Origin of the sequence: Paractinoplanes durhamensis (genome assembly GCF_016862175.1) — a bacterium.
Taxonomy (GTDB): Bacteria; Actinomycetota; Actinomycetes; order Mycobacteriales; family Micromonosporaceae; genus Actinoplanes; species Actinoplanes durhamensis.
In genome coordinates, this window is sequence record NZ_BOML01000038.1 from 116,950 (window position 1) to 134,532 (window position 17,583).

Consider the following 17,583-nt stretch of genomic DNA (forward strand, 5'->3'; position numbering starts at 1 on the left):
GTGTCGCGGAGAGCGCGACCACGGCCGTCAGAGCCTTGCGCATCATGTGTTCCTCCCGTCCCTCAGAGGATCATTGCCGAAAATGGTTCACAATGACCAGCAGAAGGCGCATTCGCATCTCAGCTGTGACGCGTGTGGTCATGATCACGTGCATGGATCAAAACGAGAGGTGGACGCCGCTATGAAAAAGAGTCAAGTACCCTTCGGCTATGTCATGGATGGCCAGCGCCCGGCACGGCGTACGTGAGGCCCCTGCCGGGCTCGCGCTCGTGCAGGAGCTGCTGAACACCCGCGCGACGATGCATTACGGCGCGGACCTGCTGCTGCTGGCCGATGACGCCCAGCGCTGGCTCACCGAGGCGATCACCACCTGGTCCCGGGTGTCCGGTCTGCCGGCCCCGACTTTGCTCATCTCGTCGAGCGATCTGCGCTCCCTGCGCCGCCTGCGCACCACGTTCGAGCACGTGATCGCCGCCGCCGGCAAAGAAAACCTCGACGGCGCGCTGCCGCCGGCCGACGTGCCGGTGAGCCTGGTGCCGGACGCGGACGGCTGGGTGCGGATGGTCCCCACCGGGCGCGGCACGCGCTGGCTGGCGTCCGCCCTGTGGGCCGAGGCCCTGCTGGCTCAGCAGGCCGGGCTGTGGCCGCGGCTGAAGCTCTGCCACAACGGGGACTGCCGGGCGGCCTTCTTCGACACGTCCCGCAACAACAGCGGGGTCTGGCACGACGTCTCCACCTGTGGAAACACCGCCAACCTGCGGGCCTTCCGGGAGCGGAAGCGGCTGATGGGCGGCAGCGGCGGGCAGTCCCGGCCGCCGGTCGGCGGTCCGCCCAGCTACCGCTGATCCTCGGGCCGGTCGGGCGGGAACTTCGCGCGCCCGGTGGGCGACTATGGGGATATGGCTTGTGAGCGGTGGCGGGAGATGCTGTCTGCGCAGCTGGACGGCGAGGACGATCCGGCCGGGCAGGAGCTGGTGGACGAGCATCTGGCCGGGTGTGCCGGGTGCCGGGAGTGGCTGGACCGGGCGGCCACGGTCAACCGGCTGACGCGGACCGGGGTGGGGGTCGCCCCCGACCTCAGCGCGGCCATTCTCGCCGCGCTGCCGGCACCGGCGCCGGCGCGGCGGCGATTCCGGATCTCACTGCCGGTGGCGCTCTACGTGGCGCTCGCGGTGGTCGGGGCGGTGCAGCTCATCCTCGGGCTCGGGCAGATCGGCGGCGGGGTCACCGGGGCGCACGTGCACGCCGAGGTGGGGGCCACGCCGGGGCATCTCTGGCACGAGTCGGCCGCCTGGAACGTCGCGGTCGGGGCCGGTTACCTCTTCATCGCGCTGCGCCGGAGCCGGCCCTCGGGGCTGGTGCCGATGCTGACCGCGTTCGTCGGGATGCTGCTGCTTCTCTCGGTCAACGACCTCACCGGCGACCGGGTCGACTCGGCCCGGCTGGTCAGCCACGGCTTCGTGATCCTCGGCTATCTGCTGGTGGTGGCGTTGACGCGGATCCCCGGCGGGTTCGCGGCGCCGCCCGGAGCCCGGGTCGACGCCGGCCGCGGGTCGGGGTGGCGGGCCCGCTTCGAGGACGAGGTGGCGGTGCCGGTGCTGCGGCCCGGACTGCGGCTGGTGCCCCGCGGGCCGATGACCGCGGAGCACGACGAGCGGCAGGCTGCCTGAGGCTAGGGCTGGCGCCCTAGAGAGCGGGAGGCCGGACCGAGAGCTCACGCCACTCGTCCGGTCCGGTCAGCAGAGCGCGCACGGTGTCCAGGGCCGCTTCCTCGCTGCCGTACTCGAAGAAGTGGGAGACCCCGTCGGCGCCGCCGGCGCGCTGCTCGACATACCACTGGTCGCCGTTCACCCGCAGGTAGACATCCTTGCGGGCGATCCGCCCCCACTTGCCGTTCCACCAGTGTTTTCGCTGCTCCATCCGGGCACTGTATCGAACATTTGTTCGAACAGCGCCCGGATGGATGATCTATTTCGCAGCGTGTCAGCGAGGTGGCTCCTGGTCACGGCGCTGGAACTCCTCGGCGGCCTGGTGGCGGGCCTCGGAAGCGCCGGAGTTCTGGGCCAGCAGGTCGCGGATCTGGGTGAGCAGGACGATGTCCTCGCTGGGCGCATTCGGCGGCGGCTCCTCGCCGCGGCGACGACGCTCGGCCAGGTAGTTCAGCGGCATGACGACCAGGAAGTACAGCACCGCGGCGGTGATCAGGAAGGTGATGATCGCGTTGATGAAGGTCGCGTAGTCGAAGATGACGCCGTCGCGAGGCTCCCACGCGCCGGCACCGGTGCCGGTGCCACCGCCCAGCAGCTGGATCAGCGGCTTGATGAAGCCGGTGGTGAAGGCGGTCACGACCCCGGTGAAGGCGGCACCGATCACGATGCCGACCGCGAGGTCGACAACGTTGCCGCGCATGATGAAGTCTTTGAAGCCTTGGAAGATTTTGTTCATGAGCGCTCCCGCGTGCCGGAGGTGGGATTCCGGCAGCAGGTTCCCACCACCGGTCGGCGACAAACTACGCCGATCGGGCTGCGGGAAAAAGTCAGTCGAGGGTCGCTTCCTCGGCCGTCACGGCCTCGTCGACGGTCGAGTAGGTGCGGAGCACCTCGACCAGGCCGCTGACCTCGAGGATGCGCAGCACCCCGCGCTGCGGCGCGGCCAGGCGGACGGTGCCGCCGGCGTCGTCGGTGCTGTTCTTCGCGCGCACGAAGACCGAGAGCCCGGTGGAGTCACAGAACGACACCTCGGCCAGGTCGAAGACCAGGCGGGTGCGGCCCTTCTCCAGCAGGTCGCTGATCTGGTCCTGCAACTGTGGGGCGGTAGCCATGTCGAGCTCGCCGGCGACCGACACGACGACCATGTCGGCGCGCTGTTCGGTTTGTACCGTCAGGGACATTCAGGACCTCCAGGTATGGGCAGAACGGTACTCCAGGTGTGGTGTGATCGGCAGGATGGGGCTCGGCGTTTGTGACCTTGCCGTGTTATTTGGCTGACGGCAACGATTGGACCTTGCGGTGGTAAAGTCCGCCCGTTCGCGAACCGAAGTCAGGAGGCAGCGGTGGCGCTGAGTACCGAAGAGGCGAGTCGCTTCGCCGGCCTGCTCCAGGAGAACGAGGACGCCCTGATCGGCGCCTGGACCGACCGGGTGGCCGAGACGCTTCGCGGCCGGCTCAGTCGCGTCGAGCTGCAGCGGCAGACCGCCGACCTCTACAAGGCCTTCCAGCAGGCCCTGGCCGGTGGCGCCGCCGGGATCAACCGGGACGAAGCCGCCGAGCTGCGGGCGCAGCTGAGCGAGCTGTCCGACGGCCGGGCCCGGCAGGGATTCTCGGCCAACGAGACCGCGGTCAGCATCTTCGCCGTCAAGGACGCCGTCCTCAAGGTGATCGGCGACGACACCGCCGCCCTGCTGAGCTTCATCAAGCTCTCGTCCTTCGTCGACGAGGCCGCGCTGTTCACCTTCGAAAACTACACGCGCACCCGCGAGGGGCTGATCGCCGACCAGGCCGAGCAGCTGCTCGAGCTGTCCACCCCGGTGGTGAAGCTGTGGGAGGGCGTGGTCGCCGTCCCGCTGGTCGGCACGCTCGACTCGGCGCGCGCGCAGGTCGTCATGGAGCGGCTGCTGCAGACCCTGGTCGACACCGGCTCGCCGTACGCGATCATCGACATCACCGGCGTGCCCGCGGTCGACACCCAGGTCGCGCAGCACATCCTCAAGACCGTGGTGGCCGCCCGGCTGATGGGCGCCGACTGCATCATCTCCGGCATCCGTCCGCAGATCGCGCAGACGATCGTGGCGCTGGGCATCGAGTTCGGCGATATCGCGACCAAGGCGACGCTGGCCGACGCGCTGCGCTACGTGCTCAACAAGAACGGCGCCCGCAAGCCCAGGGAGCGCTGACGTGGAGCGGGTTCCGGTCCTCAAGATCGGCGACATCCTGCTGGTCTCCATCCAGATCGACATGGAGGACCAGGTCGCCCTGCAGCTGCAGGAGGACCTCGCCGACCGGATCGTGGCCACCGGCTGCCACGGCGTGATCATCGATATCAGTGCGCTGGACATCGTCGACTCGTTCGTCGGCCGCACGCTGGCCACCATCGCCTCGATCTCCCGGGTGCTGGACGCCGAGACCGTGGTGGTCGGCATGCGCCCGGCCGTCGCGATCACGCTGGTCGAGCTGGGCCTGTCGCTGCCCGGCATCCGCACCGCCCTCAACGTCGAGCTCGGCATGGAGCTGCTGGCCCGGCACCGGGCCGAGGAGTTCACCGACCTGGACGAGTTGGGCGACGAGGACGAGGCCGATACGCCCGCGGCCGCCGCGTCGTGAGCGAACCGGGGCAGCGACTCGAGGTTGCCTCGGACCAGGACGTCGTCCGGGTCCGGCAGCTCGTGCGGACGGTCGCCGTCGCGGTGAAGCTGTCCCTCGTCGACCAGACCAAGCTGGTCACCGCCGCGAGCGAGCTCGCCCGCAACACCCTCGTCTACGGCGGCGGCGGGTGGGCCGAGGTCGAGACCGTGGACAACGGGCGACGGAAGGGCATCCGCATCGTTTTCGCCGACGAGGGACCGGGTATTGCCGACCTCGACCTGGCTCTCACCGACGGCTACACGACCGGCGGTGGGCTGGGACTAGGGTTGAGCGGCGCCCGCCGCCTGGTGGACGAGTTCGACATCGTGACCGAGGCCGGTCAAGGCACCACTATCACCATCACCAAGTGGTGCCGATGAGCGGAGGCACGGTGGCGACGCTGCCCGAAGGGCTCCTGGACGGGGGCGTCTGGTTCCGGGTGGAGGAGGCCGCGACTGCCTCCGCCGTTCGCCGCGCCGCCGAACGCCTTGCCGTCCAGGTCGGGCTGCCCGACAACCGCACCGCCGACCTGTCGATCGTGACCGCGGAGGCGGCCGGAAACCTCGTCAAGCACGCTGACCAGGGGACGATGCTGGTCCGCGCGGTCCGCAACGAGCACGAGGCCGGCGTCGAGATCGTGGCGATCGACCACGGGCCCGGGATGGCCGACCTGGTGCGATCGGTCGGCGACGGACATTCGACGGCCGGCACGCTCGGCATCGGGCTCGGTGCGATCGTGCGCCAGTCCTCGTGGAGCGATCTTCACTCCGTACCCGGCAAGGGAACCGTTCTGGTCGCTCAGATCTGGCCCGCCGACCCGCCGCAACCCGCCTGGGCGGCGGGCTTGACCCGTCCGCTCACCGGCGAGCAGGTCAGCGGCGACGCCTTCGCCGTCCGCGATGCGGACGGGCGGCGCCAGGTGCTCATGTGCGACGGGCTGGGGCACGGCGGTCTCGCCGCCGCGGCCGCGCACGAGGCGGTCCACGCGTTCACCGAGACCGCGTCGGCCCCACCCGCGGCCGTGGTCGAGGTGCTGCATCGCCGGCTGAACCACACCCGCGGCGCGGCCCTGGCGGTGGCCGAGCTGGACGCGGACGCCGGCCTGGTCCGGTACGCCGGGCTCGGCAACATCGCCGGCACGGTGATCTCGCCGAGCGGCCGGCGCGGGATGATCTCGCTGCCGGGCATCGCCGGGCACCAGCGCCGTCAGATCCGCCAGTACGACTACCCGATCACCCCGGACGCGATCGTGCTGATGCACAGCGACGGCGTGGTGGATCGGTGGAACGCGACCGACTACCCGGGCCTGCTGTCCCGTTCACCCGCGGTGATCGCGGCGACCGTGCTGCGCGATGCGGGGATCCGACGCGACGACGCCGGTGTAGTGGTGGCACGGCTGCCGTGAGCGACGCCGGCCACGCCCCGGAACCGCTGATGCGCATGCGCCTGCGGGTGGAGCAGGACGTCTTCGTCGTGCGCCAGATGGGCCGGGAGGTGGCCCGGGCGGTTGGCATGGAACAGCAGGACCAGACCCGGCTGGCCACCGCGCTCAGCGAGGTGGGCCGGGTGATGCTCACCTTCGGTCACGGCGCGGATGTGACGTTCGAGGCGGTGCCGAGCGGGGTACCAACGTTGCGGGTAAAGGTGGTGAACTCGCACCCTGGGGATGCCGCCGAAGTCCGCATGCAGCTCGGCCAGGTCGGCCGGCTGGTCGATACGTTGGAGGTCAGCGATGACGAAGCCGGTACGGTGGTCGGGATGGCCCGACGGTTGCCGGCGAGCGTGCCGAGGCTGACCCCGGAACGCATGGACGACATACGCGCCGGGTTGGCCCAGCATGTCCCGGGAACGCCGCTGGATGAGCTGAGTGTGCAGAACCAGCAGCTCATCGCCGCCCTGGACGAGGTGCGGGCGCAACGCGACGACCTGTCCCGGCTCAACGCCGAGCTGGAGGAGACCAACCGCGGGGTGATGGCGCTCTACAACCAGCTCTCCCAGGAGCTGGAGGAGACCAACCGCGGGGTGGTGGCGCTCTACGCCGAGCTGGACGAGAAGTCCGAGCAGCTGCGCACGGTCAGCGAGGCGAAGAGCCGGTTCCTGGCCAACGTGAGCCACGAGCTGCGCGCCCCGGTGACCGCGGTGATCGGACTGGCCCGGCTGCTCGGCGACCCGGCGTCGGAACCGCTCGGCGACGAGCAGCGCCGCCAGGTCGATCTGATCAGCTCGTCCGCCAATGACCTGCTCACCCTGGTCAACGACCTGCTCGACCTGGCCAAGGCGGAGGCCGGCCGGATCGAGCCGGAGTGGTCCGAGGTGGATCTGCGGGCCGTGTTCGGCCAGCTGCGCGGGACCCTGCGGCCGCTCGCCACCCGGCCCGAGGTCGACTTCATGGTCGAGGAACCATCGCCGTTGTCGCTGTCGCTGTACACCGACGAGGTGCTGCTCGCCCGGGTGCTGCGCAACCTGCTGACCAACGCGATCAAGTTCACCGCCGAGGGCGAGGTGCGACTCGCGGTGCGGACGGTGGACGACGACATCGAGTTCACCGTGTCGGACACCGGCACCGGCATCCCGGCCGAGCTGCACGAGCGGATCTTCGAGGAGTTCTACCAGGTGCCGAGGAGCCGGGCGATCACCGGCAAGGGCACCGGGCTGGGCCTGCCCTACGCCCGCCGCCTGGTCGGCATTCTCGGTGGTGGCCTGCGGGTCGACTCCGAGCCGGGCCGGGGCAGCACGTTCACCGTGCGACTACCGTTGACAAGACCATGACTCCGGCCACCCTGCTCGTCGTCGACGACAGCGCCACCAAACGCTATCTGCTGGTCAGCTGGCTGACCCGGGCCGGCTTCACGGTCCAGCAGGCGGAGACCGGCGGCGAGGCGCTGGAGATGCTGCCCGGCTCCGGGGTCGATCTGGTGGTGCTGGACGTGAAGCTGCCGGACATGAGCGGCTTCGACGTCTGCGAGAAGATCAAGACCGATCCGGTGTACGGGTCGCTGCCGGTGGTCCACGTGTCGGCGCACGCGGTGGACGTGGTCGACCGCACCCAGGGGCTCAACCGGGGCGCGGACGCCTACCTGGTGGAGCCGATCGAGCCGGACGAGCTGATCGCCACCTGCCAGGCGGTGCTGCGCTACTACTCGGCCCGGCAACGCGCCGAGTCGCTCGCCGCCCGGATGGTGCGGCTGGCCGAGACGACCCTGGCGATCAACTCGTCGCCCACCCTGCCCGAGCTGCTGGAGGCGGCCGCGGCGGGCGCGTACGACATCTTCGGCGGCGCGGTGGTGGTGCTGGCCGAGACGGCCGACGGGGAGAGCCTGGCCGCGGTCGGCTCGCCGCCGGTGGTGCGGCCCTGGACGCTGCCCGAGCGCAACGTGGCGGTGGGTTCGCTGGTGCGCACCGACGACCCGGCCGACTGGGAGATCATCGAGTGGCCGGCCGGCGAAACGGTGGCGGTGGCCGCGGCCCGGCTGCGCAGCGACCGGCCGCCGGTCTACGTCGCGGTGGCCAGCAGCACGCAAACCCCCGGCTTCCCGGTGCTGCGGCAGCTGTCCCAGGCCATCGCCGCGGCGGTGGAGGCCCAGCGGTCGTACGACGAGGAGCACCGGATCGCGGTGACCCTGCAGCGCAGCCTGCTGCAGTCGCGGCTGCCCGACGTGCCCGGCGTCCAGATGGGGGTGCTCTACGAGCCGGCCTCCGCGCAGACCGAGGTGGGCGGCGACTTCTACGAGCTGACCATGCTGGACGGGCGGCTGCTGGTGGCGATCGGCGACGTGGCCGGCCACTCGCTGCACGCGGCCACGGTGATGGCCGAGGTGCGGCACGCGGTCCGCGCCTACGCGGTCGAGGGGCATCCGCCGGGCACCGTCCTCGACCTGGTCAACCGCTTCATGCGGACCGTGCTGCCGGCCGACTCGGCCACCCTGTGCCTGTTCACCCTCGACCCGGCGACGGGCGCGGTGCGGATGGCCAGCGCCGGCCATCTGCCGCCGTTGTTGCGTACCGACGAGGGCGTGACCTTCCTGCAGCCGCGCGGCCCGCTGCTCGGCATCAACGCGTCCCGCCCGGCCGACCTGGAGTTCACCCTGCCGCCGGGCGGCACCCTCGTGCTCTACACCGACGGCCTGGTCGAGCGCCGGGACGCCGATATCGACGTCGGCCTGGCGGCGCTGTCGCGCTGCGCGACGGACGTCGAGCCGGACCTGGACGCCTTCTGCCGTCGGCTGTTGCTGCAGCTCGCGGGCACCGGACCGCAGGCGGACGACATCGCCGTGCTCGCTCTGCGCCGCTCCTGAGGATGGCTTTTTTCGGGAGAGGCCGGCTTGACGCCAGCTATTCATTCAGTGAATAGTGGCCGCCATGTCCACCGCCCACGTCCTGCTCGGACTACTCGCCGGCGGCCCGCGGCACGGCTACGACCTGAAGCGGGCGCACGACGAGCGCCTGCCCCGGGCCAAGCCGCTCGCCTACGGCCAGGTCTACGCGACGCTGAGCCGGCTGGAGCGGGACGGCTTCGTCGCCGAGTCCGGGCAGGATCGTGACGGCGGCCCCGACCGCACCTCCTACGAGCTGACCGACGAGGGCCGCGGCCACCTGGCGGCCTGGCTGGCCGCCGTCGACCCCCCGGCGCCGTATGTCAACAGCGAGATCTTCAACAAGGTGACGGTCGCGCTGCTCGCGGCCGGCATCGAGCAGGCCCGCGACTACCTCGTCGCCCAGCGGGCCGCCCACATGGGCCGCATGCGCGAGCTCACCATGGCCAAATCCGCGCCCGGCGCGAGCCTCGGCGACGTGATCGCCGCCGACTACGCCATCGGGCACCTCGAGGCCGACCTGCGCTGGCTGCAGACCACGCTGGCGCGGGTCGCCGCGATGACCACCGAACTACCGAAGGACGTGACGACATGAGCGAGCGTAGCGAGCGAATCGGCAGGCTCAGTGCGGAATTTGCTCTTGGCAGTTCGGAGCGAAGCGAGGAGCTGGCATGAGCGAGCGCAGCGCACTGCTGAGCGGGATCGGGATCGCCCGGAGCTACGGCGCCACCCCGGCGCTGCGCGGCGTCGACCTCGCCGTCGGCGCGGGCGAGATCGTCGCGGTCACCGGGCCGAGCGGCTGCGGCAAGTCCACGCTGCTGCACTGCCTGGCCGGCATCCTGCGGACCGACTCGGGCACGGTCACCTATCGCGACCAGGACATCGGGCTGTGGTCCGAGGCGGCGCGGTCCCGGCTGCGGCGCACCGAGTTCGGGGTGCTGTTCCAGTTCGGGCAGCTGGTGCCCGAGCTCACCGCGGTGGAGAACGTCGCACTGCCGCTGCTTCTCGCCGGCTCGGGGCGGCGAGAAGCACGGCAGGTGGCGGCCGAGTGGCTCGACCGGCTGGGCGTCGGCGAGCTCGCCGAGCAGCGGCCCGGCGCCATGTCCGGCGGCCAGCAGCAGCGCTGCGCCACCGCCCGGGCGCTGGTCACCCAGCCGCGGGTGCTGTTCGCCGACGAGCCGACCGGTGCGCTCGACGCGCTCACCGGCGAACAGGTGCTCGGCGAGATCGTCCGGGTGGTGCGCGAGCAGGGCACCTCGGTCGTGCTGATCACGCACGAGGCCTCGGTGGCGGCCTACGCCGACCGGGAGATCGTGCTGCGCGACGGCGTGCTCGACCCGACCGGCCTCGGGCTCGGGGTCGGCCGGTGAGACCCGCCACCCTGGCCCGGCTCGCGGTCGCCGGCAACCGCACCGACACCCTGCGGACCATCCTCACCGCGCTCAGCGCCCTGCTCGCCACGGTCGCCATGCTCGCCGCCGCCACCGTTCTCACCATCACCGGCTGGGCCGAGCGCTACACGAACCCGCTGCTGATCGAGCCCGGCCTGCGGCCCGGGGTGTCGGCCACCCTGATCCTCGTCGCGCTGCCGGTGCTGGCGCTGGCCGGGCAGTGCATCCGGCTCGGCGCGCCGGCCCGGGACCGGCGGCTGGCCGCGATCCGGCTGGCCGGCGCCACGCCCCGCGAGTCGGTGCTGATCGCCACCGCCGAGACCGCGGTCGCGAGCCTGCTGGGCTCGGTGGCGGGGCTGGTCGCGTACCTCGTCGCCCGGAAGGTGATCGACCGGCCCGCGCTGCCGACCGACATTCTTCCGCCGGCGCCGGTGATCGTGCTGCTCGTCCTGCTGGTGCCGGTGCTGGCCGCGGCGGCCGGCGCGGTGCTGATGCGGCAGGTGATCGTCACCCCGCTCGGCGTCGAGCGGCGGATCCGCACCCGCGGGCCGCGGCCCTGGCCGGGGTTGCTGATCGCGGCCGGGATCGTGCTGTTCGCCGTCCCGACCCGGCTGCCCGAGCACATCAACCTGTCGAAGAACTGGGTCTACGCCTTCCTCGGCAGCGGCGTGATGCTGACCATGGTGGGCATCGTGCTCGGCACCGGGTGGATCTCCAGCACCGCCGGGCGGCTGCTGCGCCGCTACGGCCGGGGGCCGGCCACGCTGCTCGCCGGGCAGCGGCTGATCACCGACCCGTGGAACGGCAGTCGCACGATGGCCGCGCTGCTCGCCGCCGTGATCGCCGGGGCGGTGGCGCTGGCCTACCGGGAGCTGCTGGCCACCGAGTTCCGCTACTACGACATCTACAACGCGATGATGGGCTCGACCGACGGCGGCGGGATGGGGGCGGCGGAGGCGCCGGAGTTCTACTACGGCGCGATCCGGCTGGTCGTGGTGGCGGTGTCGCTGGCCTCGGTGGTCGCGGCGGCGGGGGTGCTGATCGCGCTGGCCGAGAGCATCGTCGCGCGGCGGCGGACGTACGCCGCCCTGACCGCGGCCGGTGTTCCACGGCGTACGTTATCGGCGGCCGTTGCCTGGCAGACGCTGACGCCGCTGATCCCCGCCCTGGTGCTGGCGCTCGCCGCCGGCGACGCGCTGGTCCGGTTGATCGACTCGGAGATCCCGGTGGGTTACGAGTTCCGGGACTGCGTGGCCGCGGGGTATGGCGGCTGCGAGGCGCCGCGGCACCCGGAGATGGCCCAGATCCTGCATGTGCCGATCCCGTGGGGGTCGCTCGCCCTGCTCGGCGGGGGTGCGCTGCTGGCGGTGCTCGTCGCGGTCGGTGCCGGCCTGCTGGTGCTGCGGGCCAGCACCGACCTCGACGAGCTACGAGCCGGCTAGGCCCAGGACGTCCAGGGTCCAGGCGGCCACGAAGGCCTCCTCTTTCCAGGAGTCGTAGCGGCCGCTCGGGCCGCCGTGCCCGGCGCCCATCTCGGTCTTCAGAAGGTAGTCGCTGTCCGGCGCGACGGCGCGCAGCCGGGCGATCCACTTGGCCGGCTCGTGGTAGAGCACCCGGGTGTCGTTGAGGCTGGTCACCGCGAGGATCTTGGGATAGGGCAGCTTCGCGACATTCTCGTACGGGCTGTAGGCCTTCATGTACGCGTAGATCTCGGCCGACTCGATCGGGTTGCCCCACTCCTCCCACTCGGTCACCGTCAGCGGCAGCGACGGGTCGAGGATGGAGGTCAGCGGGTCGACGAACGGCACCTGGGCCACGATGCCGGCGAAGTCCTCCGGGGCCAGGTTGGCGATCGCGCCCATCAGCAGGCCACCGGCCGAGCCACCGCGGGCCACCAGCCGGTCGGCGGTCGTCCAGCCCTTGCTGACCAGGGCCTCGGCGCAGGCCACGAAGTCGGTGAAGGTGTTCTTCTTGGTCAGCATCTTGCCGTCCTCATACCACCGGCGGCCCATCTCGCCACCGCCGCGCACGTGCGCGATGGCGTAGACGACGCCCCGGTCGAGCAGGGACAGCCGGGCGATCGAGAAGAACGGGTCGATGCTGTGCTCGTACGATCCGTAGCCGTAGAGCAGGGCCGGCGCGGGCTTGTCGATGCCCTTGCGGGTGACGATCGAGATCGGGATCCGGGTGCCGTCGGCGGCGAGCGCCCACTCCCGGAACTGCTCGTAGTCGGCCGGGTCGTAACCGCCGAGCACCGGCTTGCGCTTACGCAGCGTCATGGTCCGGGTCACGAGGTCGACGTCGTAGACCGAGTCGGGGGTGATCATCGAGGTGTAGCCGATCCGGACCGAGCCGGTGTCGTACTCCGGGTTGCCGGCCAGGCCGACGCTGAACAGCGGCTCCGGGAACTGCATGTCGTACGAGTCGGTGCTGCCGTCGCCGATCACCCGCAGGCCGGTCAGGCCGTCCCGGCGCTGGGAGATCACGATGTGCCGGGTGAACGCGTCCACCGACTCCAGCCTGGTGCCGGGTTCGTGCGGGATCATCTCGATCCACTCGCCGGGGTGGTCCGCCGACGTCCACGCCAGGGCGAAGTCCTCGGCGTTCTTGTTGTGCAGGATCAGGAACCGGTGGCCGTGGTGCTCGATCGAATACTCCACGCCCTGCTCGCGCGGCGTCACCACCAGCGGCTCGGCGGTGGGCGTCTCGGCCGGGATGATCCGCACCTCGGAGGTGAGCTTGCTCTGCGTGTCGATGACGATGAACTTCTCACTGCGGGTGAGCTCGACCCCGACCCAGAAGCGCTCGTCCGGCTCCTCGAAGATCACCACGTCCTCGGTCGCCGGCCGGCCGACGGTGTGCCGCCAGACGCGGTGCGGCCGCCAGGCCTCGTCGACCGTGATGTAGAACAGCGAGCTGTCGTCGGACGACCAGGCGGTGCCGTAGAACGTGCCGGGCACCTCGTCGGCCAGCACCTCGCCGGTGACCAGGTTTTTCACCCGCAGGATGAAGCGCTCGTCGCCGTCGAAGTCGGTCGAGTAGGCCAGCCAGTTGCCGTCCGGGCTGACGTCGAACGTGCCGAGCGCGAAGAAGTCTTTCCCCTCGGCCAGCTCGTTGCCGTCGAGCAGAACCTGCTCGCCCGGGTTGTCCTCACCGGTCGGCGGGTCGGTCTCGCCCGGCCGGACCGCGACCCGGCACTGGATGCCGTACTGCTTTCCCTCGACGGTTCGCGTGTAATACCAGAAGTCGCCCTTGCGGCTGGGCACCGAGAGGTCGGTCTCCTGGGTGCGGCTCTTGATCTCCTGGAAGACCGTGTCGCGCAGCTCCGCGAGGTGCGCCGTCGCCCGGTCGGTCCAGGCGTTCTCGGCCTTCAGGTAGGCGATGGTCTCCGGGTTCTCCTTGTCGGCGAGCCAGGCGTATTCATCGGTCACGGTGTCGCCGTGGAAGCTGCGCTCGCTGGGGACCGCGCGGACCGTGGGCGGGCTGTCGGGCGTTTCGGTCGTCACGGGAGCAACGTTACCGGTCAGCGCGGTCTTTTCGGCCACGATGGACCCCGCGCGCGTTCGAACATGTGTACGATGTGCCAGAGTGGACGATCTTCAAGCCGTGATCATCGGGGACCATCAGTGACTTCGCGCTTTCTTGATGCTCTTGTGGACATCTGCGGGCCTGACTATGCGCGTCCGGCCCGGTCGATCGATGCTGTCGGTGGTCAGCGCGCCGAGCACGTCGCGATTCCCGCGACGGCTCAGGCGGTCGGCGACATCCTGCGCCTGGCGGCCGACGAGGGCCGGTCGGTGGTGCCGCGCGGTTCCGGCAGCAAAATCAATTGGGGCGCCCCTCGGGAGAGCGTTGACCTGCTGCTCGACACCGGCCGGCTCAACGGCCTGTGGAACCACGACGTCGGCGCCCGCACGGTCGAGGTCGCCACCGGCACGCCGGTGCGCGCGCTGCAGGCCGCCCTGGCCCTGCGCGGCCAGCGCCTGCCGGTCGATCCGCCGTCCCGCACGGCCACCGTCGGCGGCATGCTCGCGGTCAACGAGTGCGGTCCGCTGCGGCAGAGCCTGCACACCCCGGCCGAGCACGTCGACCGGGTCAGTTATGTCGACGCCGCCGGTCATTCGGCCGAGTCCGACGGTGAGCAGGGCCGGCCCGGCCTCGCCGAGATCGCCGGGGTGCTCACCTCGGCGGTGGTCCGGTTGCAGCCGTTGCCGCTCGCCCGGCGCTGGGTGACGGTCCCGGTCGCCAGCCCGGCCACCCTGCTCAAGATCCCCGCTCCGGAGCCGGCGACCGCCGCTCTCGAGGTCGATCTGCCGGGCGAGGGAGCGGGTGCGCTGGTGGCGCTGATCGAGGGCGACGTCGCCGAGGTCGCCGACCGGTCCGCTCGCCTGATCGCGGCCTGGGGCCGGGGCGCCTCCGCCGCATCGACGGCGCCGCTCTGGTGGGGTCGCTATCCGTTCGGCCCGGCCGACGTGGCGCTGCGCCTGTCGGCGGCGCCGGTCGACCTGCCGGCCATGCTCTACTCGCTGGCCGACGCGTCCGGCGTCCCGGTGCCGGTGCGCGGCTCGGCCGGCCTGGGCAATGTGCACGCGGTGCTGCCCGGCGTGCTCGGCGCCGAGCGGATCGAAGGCATCGTGGAGAGCCTGCGGCACGTCCAGATGGCCCGCGGTGGCCGGGCCGTCCTCGTCGCGGCCCCGGCCGAGTTGGCCGCCGGCCTGGAGATGGCCGCCCGGCAGGACTATTTCTAGGGCGCCGTCAGGTGCGCTCGGGGCCACGCCGCAGCCCTGGGTGATCCGTCAGATGCGCCCTAGCCCTGGAAGGCGGCGACCCGGCCCGCGGTGGCGACCGGGTGGCGGCCCGGGATCGGGGTGCCGACGGCGTAGGTGAGGTAGGCGAAGCGGCCCACCTGCGCGTTGCCGGTCAGGACCAGCTCGCGGGCGCTCAGGTGGCGCGGCAGCAGCGGCGTGCCGCGGCCCAGCAGCACCGGCGCGATGCCCAGGATGATCTCGTCGAGCAGGCCCTGGTCGACGAACTGGCCGACCAGGTCGCCGCCGCCGACCAGCCAGACGTTCCCGCCCTTGGCGGCCACCATCATGGCCTCGTGCACGCGGCGCACGTCTCCGCTGACCATGAAGACGTTGGCGTTCGGCACGGGCGGCAGATCCCGGTGAGTGAAGACCCAGCAGGGCCGGTCACCGTAGAGGTCGTGCCAGTTGCTCGGCTGGTCCAGCACGTTGTCGTTCTTGAGGACCCACTCGTACGTGTTGGCGCCCATGGCGAACGCGCCCACGCCGGCGATGAAGCCGCCGAACGGGTTCTCATTGCCCCCGTCGACGTCGAAGAGCCAGTCGAGCGAGTTGTTCTCGTCGGCGGTATATCCGTCGATGCTCGTGGCTGTGTAGTACTGAGTCTTCGCCATGTGACCCACTTTATGGGGTCAAAAGGGGCTAACTGAGGTCGTTTCGGAGAACCAGGATCGCGATATCGTCCCGGGGCTCCTCGACCGAGAAGTTGATCGTGATGGAGCGCAGCCGGGCCGCCATCACGTCGGCCGGATAGCCGGCCAGCGGACCGGCGGCCTCCCGCAGCCTGGTCGTGCCGAACAGCTCGCGGCCGCGACGGCGCTCGGTGACGCCGTCGGTGTAGAAGATCAGCGAATCACCGGCGCCCAGCCGCACCTCGGCATCCGGCGAGGCGATCGTCTCCAGCAGGCCCAGCGCGGTGCCGCCCTCGCCGACGAACGACGTCTTGCCGTCCGCCCGGACCAGCACCGCCCGGTCGTGCCCGGCCAGGTGCAGGCACACCACCAGGGTGCCGTCCGCCTCCTGCTGCACGCTGGCCATGGCGAGCGTGCAGTAGCGCCCGCCGCCGCGCTGCACCAGCGTGCGGTTGACCCGGCAGAGGATCTCGGTCATCGGCTTGCCGTCGTCGACCAGGATCCGGATCACGTCCCGGACCAGGCCGGTCACGGTGGCCGCCTGCACGCCCTTGCCGGACACGTCGCCGACCACCACCAGCCAGCGATTTTCCCCGGACGGCACGACGTCGTAGAAGTCGCCGCCCACCTCCGAGCCGGTCGGGACGTACTCGGCGGCGAAGCCGACACCGTCGACCTTCGGCAGGGCCGGCGGCAGCAGCGAGGCCTGCAGGGTGCGGGCCACCTTGTGCCGCTCGTCGTGGATCCGGGCGTTGTCGATGGCCAGGGCCGCCCGCCGGGCCACGTCCTCCAGGACGGCGACCTCCTCGGCGTCGTGCCGGTGCCGGATGTGCCGGCCGACCGCCAGGGTGCCGAGCCGGGTGCCGCGGGCCACCAGCGGCACGGCGAAGCCTTCTGCCGTTTTGATCTGGGGCTTTCCGCCGCGGGAAGACTCGGTCGACGCGCCGAACATGACCTGGGTGCCGAGCCGGGAGGCCTCCTCGAGCCGGGCCAGGATCGCGTCCGGGCCCGGGTCGGCCAGCGTCTCGTGCAGCTGGGCCAGGGCACCCTCGTCGGCGTGGGTAGCCGCGGCCAGCTGCAACCGGCCCCAGGCGTCGGTGGTGTGCACCGCGCACCACTGGCCCAGCCGGGGCACCACCAGCTGCGGGATCAGCGCCATCGTGAGGTTGACGTCGAGCGACTGGGCGAGCAGCTCACTGGCCTCGGCCAGGAACGTCAGCCAGGTCTGCCGGCGCAGGTCGATGCGGCGCAGCCGGTCATTCTCCAGGTGCAGGGAGAACCGCTCGGCGACGATCGTGGCCAGCGGCTGTGCGTAGCCGGTCGGGGCCGCGTCCAGCTCCAGCTCGCCCGAGTACGGTCGGTGCACGGACAGCGGGACGACGATGGTGTCGGCGTCCTCGCGGGGCGCGCGGCCGTGCCGGGCCAGCAGCTGCCGGCCGTTGCCGTCGCCGCGGTCGAGGCGCACCACGCCGCCGGCCGCGCCGGTCAGCCGGGCCAGCCGGGACAACAGGTCGGTGGCGAACTCGGCGAGCGCCTCGTCGGTCTGCCGCTCCGGGTTGATCTGCAACAGCGCGGTCAGGGCACCCACGCTGGGCGTGCCCGCCTCCACCACGTTTCCCGCCGGCACCACCGCGGTGGTCGGTTCGGGCACGGCCTGGCGCTCCAGGCGAAACCAGACGCCCTTGCCGGTGCCCTCGTGCACGGTGCCCCAGCGCGACGCGAAGTGGTCGACCAGCAGCAGGCCACGCCCGCGCTCGGCGACCTCGCCGATGTCCACGCTCTCGTTGCGCGGGCCGACCGCCAGCTGCTCGACCGGGCCGGGCGCGAAGTCGGTCACCGTCACGGTCAGGCCGCTCCGGTCGGCGCTGACCTCGATGTCCAGCTCGGTGTTGGCGTGCACCACGGCGTTGGTGGACAGCTCGGTGGTCAGCAGCAACGCCTCGTTGAGCAGGGCGTCGAGCCGGGCCTCCTCGAGGACCGAGCGGACCAGAGCCCGGGCCGCCGCCGGAGTGCGCCGGTCGTTGGGCAGCCGCACCCGCCGAACGAGGTCGCCCATCGGGGTATCCGAAGCTGACACGCCATGCATCCTCCCCTGTCGGCGG

General features: G+C 71.4%; 18 protein-coding genes. 12 read left to right on the forward strand and 6 right to left on the reverse strand.

Going from position 1 to position 17,583, the window contains the following annotated elements; genetic code table 11:
- Positions 1-209: 209 nt before the first annotated feature.
- Both Adu01nite_RS23890 and Adu01nite_RS23895 read left to right on the forward strand, forming a co-directional pair.
- On the forward strand, positions 210-845 hold the full coding sequence (locus Adu01nite_RS23890) for a CGNR zinc finger domain-containing protein (RefSeq protein ID WP_239132652.1): 636 nt from the start codon (positions 210-212) through the stop codon (positions 843-845).
- 54 nt (positions 846-899) lie between these two features.
- Positions 900-1,670 (forward strand): zf-HC2 domain-containing protein, encoded by a 771-nt coding sequence (locus Adu01nite_RS23895; protein ID WP_203729393.1) that lies wholly within the window; start codon positions 900-902, stop codon positions 1,668-1,670.
- A gap of 16 nt (positions 1,671-1,686) precedes the next feature.
- Here Adu01nite_RS23895 and Adu01nite_RS23900 read toward each other — a convergent pair whose 3' ends face one another.
- The 3 genes from Adu01nite_RS23900 to Adu01nite_RS23910 form a co-directional block, all read right to left on the reverse strand.
- Positions 1,687-1,920, reverse strand: coding sequence for a hypothetical protein (locus tag Adu01nite_RS23900; protein ID WP_203729395.1), 234 nt, complete (start codon positions 1,918-1,920; stop codon positions 1,687-1,689).
- A gap of 63 nt (positions 1,921-1,983) precedes the next feature.
- A complete protein-coding gene (mscL, locus tag Adu01nite_RS23905) occupies positions 1,984-2,436 on the reverse strand; it encodes a large conductance mechanosensitive channel protein MscL (protein WP_203729698.1) in 453 nt (150 codons plus the stop codon).
- A gap of 100 nt (positions 2,437-2,536) precedes the next feature.
- Positions 2,537-2,890, reverse strand: a complete 354-nt coding sequence (locus tag Adu01nite_RS23910; RefSeq protein ID WP_203729397.1) for an STAS domain-containing protein — start codon at positions 2,888-2,890, stop codon at positions 2,537-2,539.
- A 162-nt stretch (positions 2,891-3,052) separates the two neighbouring features.
- Between Adu01nite_RS23910 and Adu01nite_RS23915 the strand changes: the two genes are divergently transcribed.
- From Adu01nite_RS23915 to Adu01nite_RS23955, 9 genes are all read left to right on the forward strand, one after another.
- Positions 3,053-3,892, forward strand: coding sequence for an STAS domain-containing protein (locus Adu01nite_RS23915; RefSeq protein ID WP_203729399.1), 840 nt, complete (start codon positions 3,053-3,055; stop codon positions 3,890-3,892).
- 1 nt (position 3,893) lies between these two features.
- Positions 3,894-4,319, forward strand: a complete 426-nt coding sequence (locus Adu01nite_RS23920; protein ID WP_203729401.1) for an STAS domain-containing protein — start codon at positions 3,894-3,896, stop codon at positions 4,317-4,319.
- Entirely contained in the window at positions 4,316-4,720 is a 405-nt protein-coding gene (locus Adu01nite_RS23925; RefSeq protein ID WP_203729403.1) for an ATP-binding protein, read from the forward strand. Before Adu01nite_RS23920 ends, Adu01nite_RS23925 begins: the two co-directional genes overlap by 4 nt.
- Complete coding sequence (locus Adu01nite_RS23930; RefSeq protein WP_203729405.1) at positions 4,717-5,745, forward strand: SpoIIE family protein phosphatase; 1,029 nt, start codon at positions 4,717-4,719, stop codon at positions 5,743-5,745. The genes Adu01nite_RS23925 and Adu01nite_RS23930 overlap by 4 nt, the downstream gene beginning before the upstream one ends.
- A 35-nt stretch (positions 5,746-5,780) precedes the next feature.
- On the forward strand, positions 5,781-7,109 hold the full coding sequence (locus tag Adu01nite_RS23935; protein ID WP_203729700.1) for a sensor histidine kinase: 1,329 nt from the start codon (positions 5,781-5,783) through the stop codon (positions 7,107-7,109).
- Positions 7,106-8,635: a fused response regulator/phosphatase gene (locus Adu01nite_RS23940; protein WP_203729407.1), complete on the forward strand. Its 1,530-nt coding sequence runs from the start codon at positions 7,106-7,108 to the stop codon at positions 8,633-8,635. Before Adu01nite_RS23935 ends, Adu01nite_RS23940 begins: the two co-directional genes overlap by 4 nt.
- A 64-nt stretch (positions 8,636-8,699) precedes the next feature.
- Complete coding sequence (locus tag Adu01nite_RS23945; protein WP_203729409.1) at positions 8,700-9,248, forward strand: helix-turn-helix transcriptional regulator; 549 nt, start codon at positions 8,700-8,702, stop codon at positions 9,246-9,248.
- A 76-nt stretch (positions 9,249-9,324) separates the two neighbouring features.
- On the forward strand, positions 9,325-10,023 hold the full coding sequence (locus Adu01nite_RS23950) for an ABC transporter ATP-binding protein (RefSeq protein WP_203729411.1): 699 nt from the start codon (positions 9,325-9,327) through the stop codon (positions 10,021-10,023).
- On the forward strand, positions 10,020-11,486 hold the full coding sequence (locus Adu01nite_RS23955; protein ID WP_203729414.1) for an FtsX-like permease family protein: 1,467 nt from the start codon (positions 10,020-10,022) through the stop codon (positions 11,484-11,486). The genes Adu01nite_RS23950 and Adu01nite_RS23955 overlap by 4 nt, the downstream gene beginning before the upstream one ends.
- Here Adu01nite_RS23955 and Adu01nite_RS23960 read toward each other — a convergent pair.
- A complete protein-coding gene (locus tag Adu01nite_RS23960; RefSeq protein WP_203729415.1) occupies positions 11,472-13,550 on the reverse strand; it encodes a S9 family peptidase in 2,079 nt (692 codons plus the stop codon). The two genes, Adu01nite_RS23955 and Adu01nite_RS23960, sit on opposite strands and share 15 nt — an antisense overlap.
- A gap of 120 nt (positions 13,551-13,670) precedes the next feature.
- Here Adu01nite_RS23960 and Adu01nite_RS23965 point away from each other — a divergent pair, with 120 nt between their 5' ends.
- Positions 13,671-14,792 (forward strand): FAD-binding oxidoreductase, encoded by a 1,122-nt coding sequence (locus Adu01nite_RS23965; RefSeq protein ID WP_239132654.1) that lies wholly within the window; start codon positions 13,671-13,673, stop codon positions 14,790-14,792.
- Positions 14,793-14,851: 59 nt separating this feature from the next.
- Here the strand turns inward: Adu01nite_RS23965 and Adu01nite_RS23970 are convergent, their stop codons facing one another.
- Positions 14,852-15,463 (reverse strand): dihydrofolate reductase family protein, encoded by a 612-nt coding sequence (locus Adu01nite_RS23970; protein WP_203729417.1) that lies wholly within the window; start codon positions 15,461-15,463, stop codon positions 14,852-14,854.
- A 28-nt stretch (positions 15,464-15,491) separates the two neighbouring features.
- Positions 15,492-17,567 (reverse strand): SpoIIE family protein phosphatase, encoded by a 2,076-nt coding sequence (locus tag Adu01nite_RS23975; protein ID WP_203729419.1) that lies wholly within the window; start codon positions 17,565-17,567, stop codon positions 15,492-15,494.
- Positions 17,568-17,583: the final 16 nt, after the last annotated feature.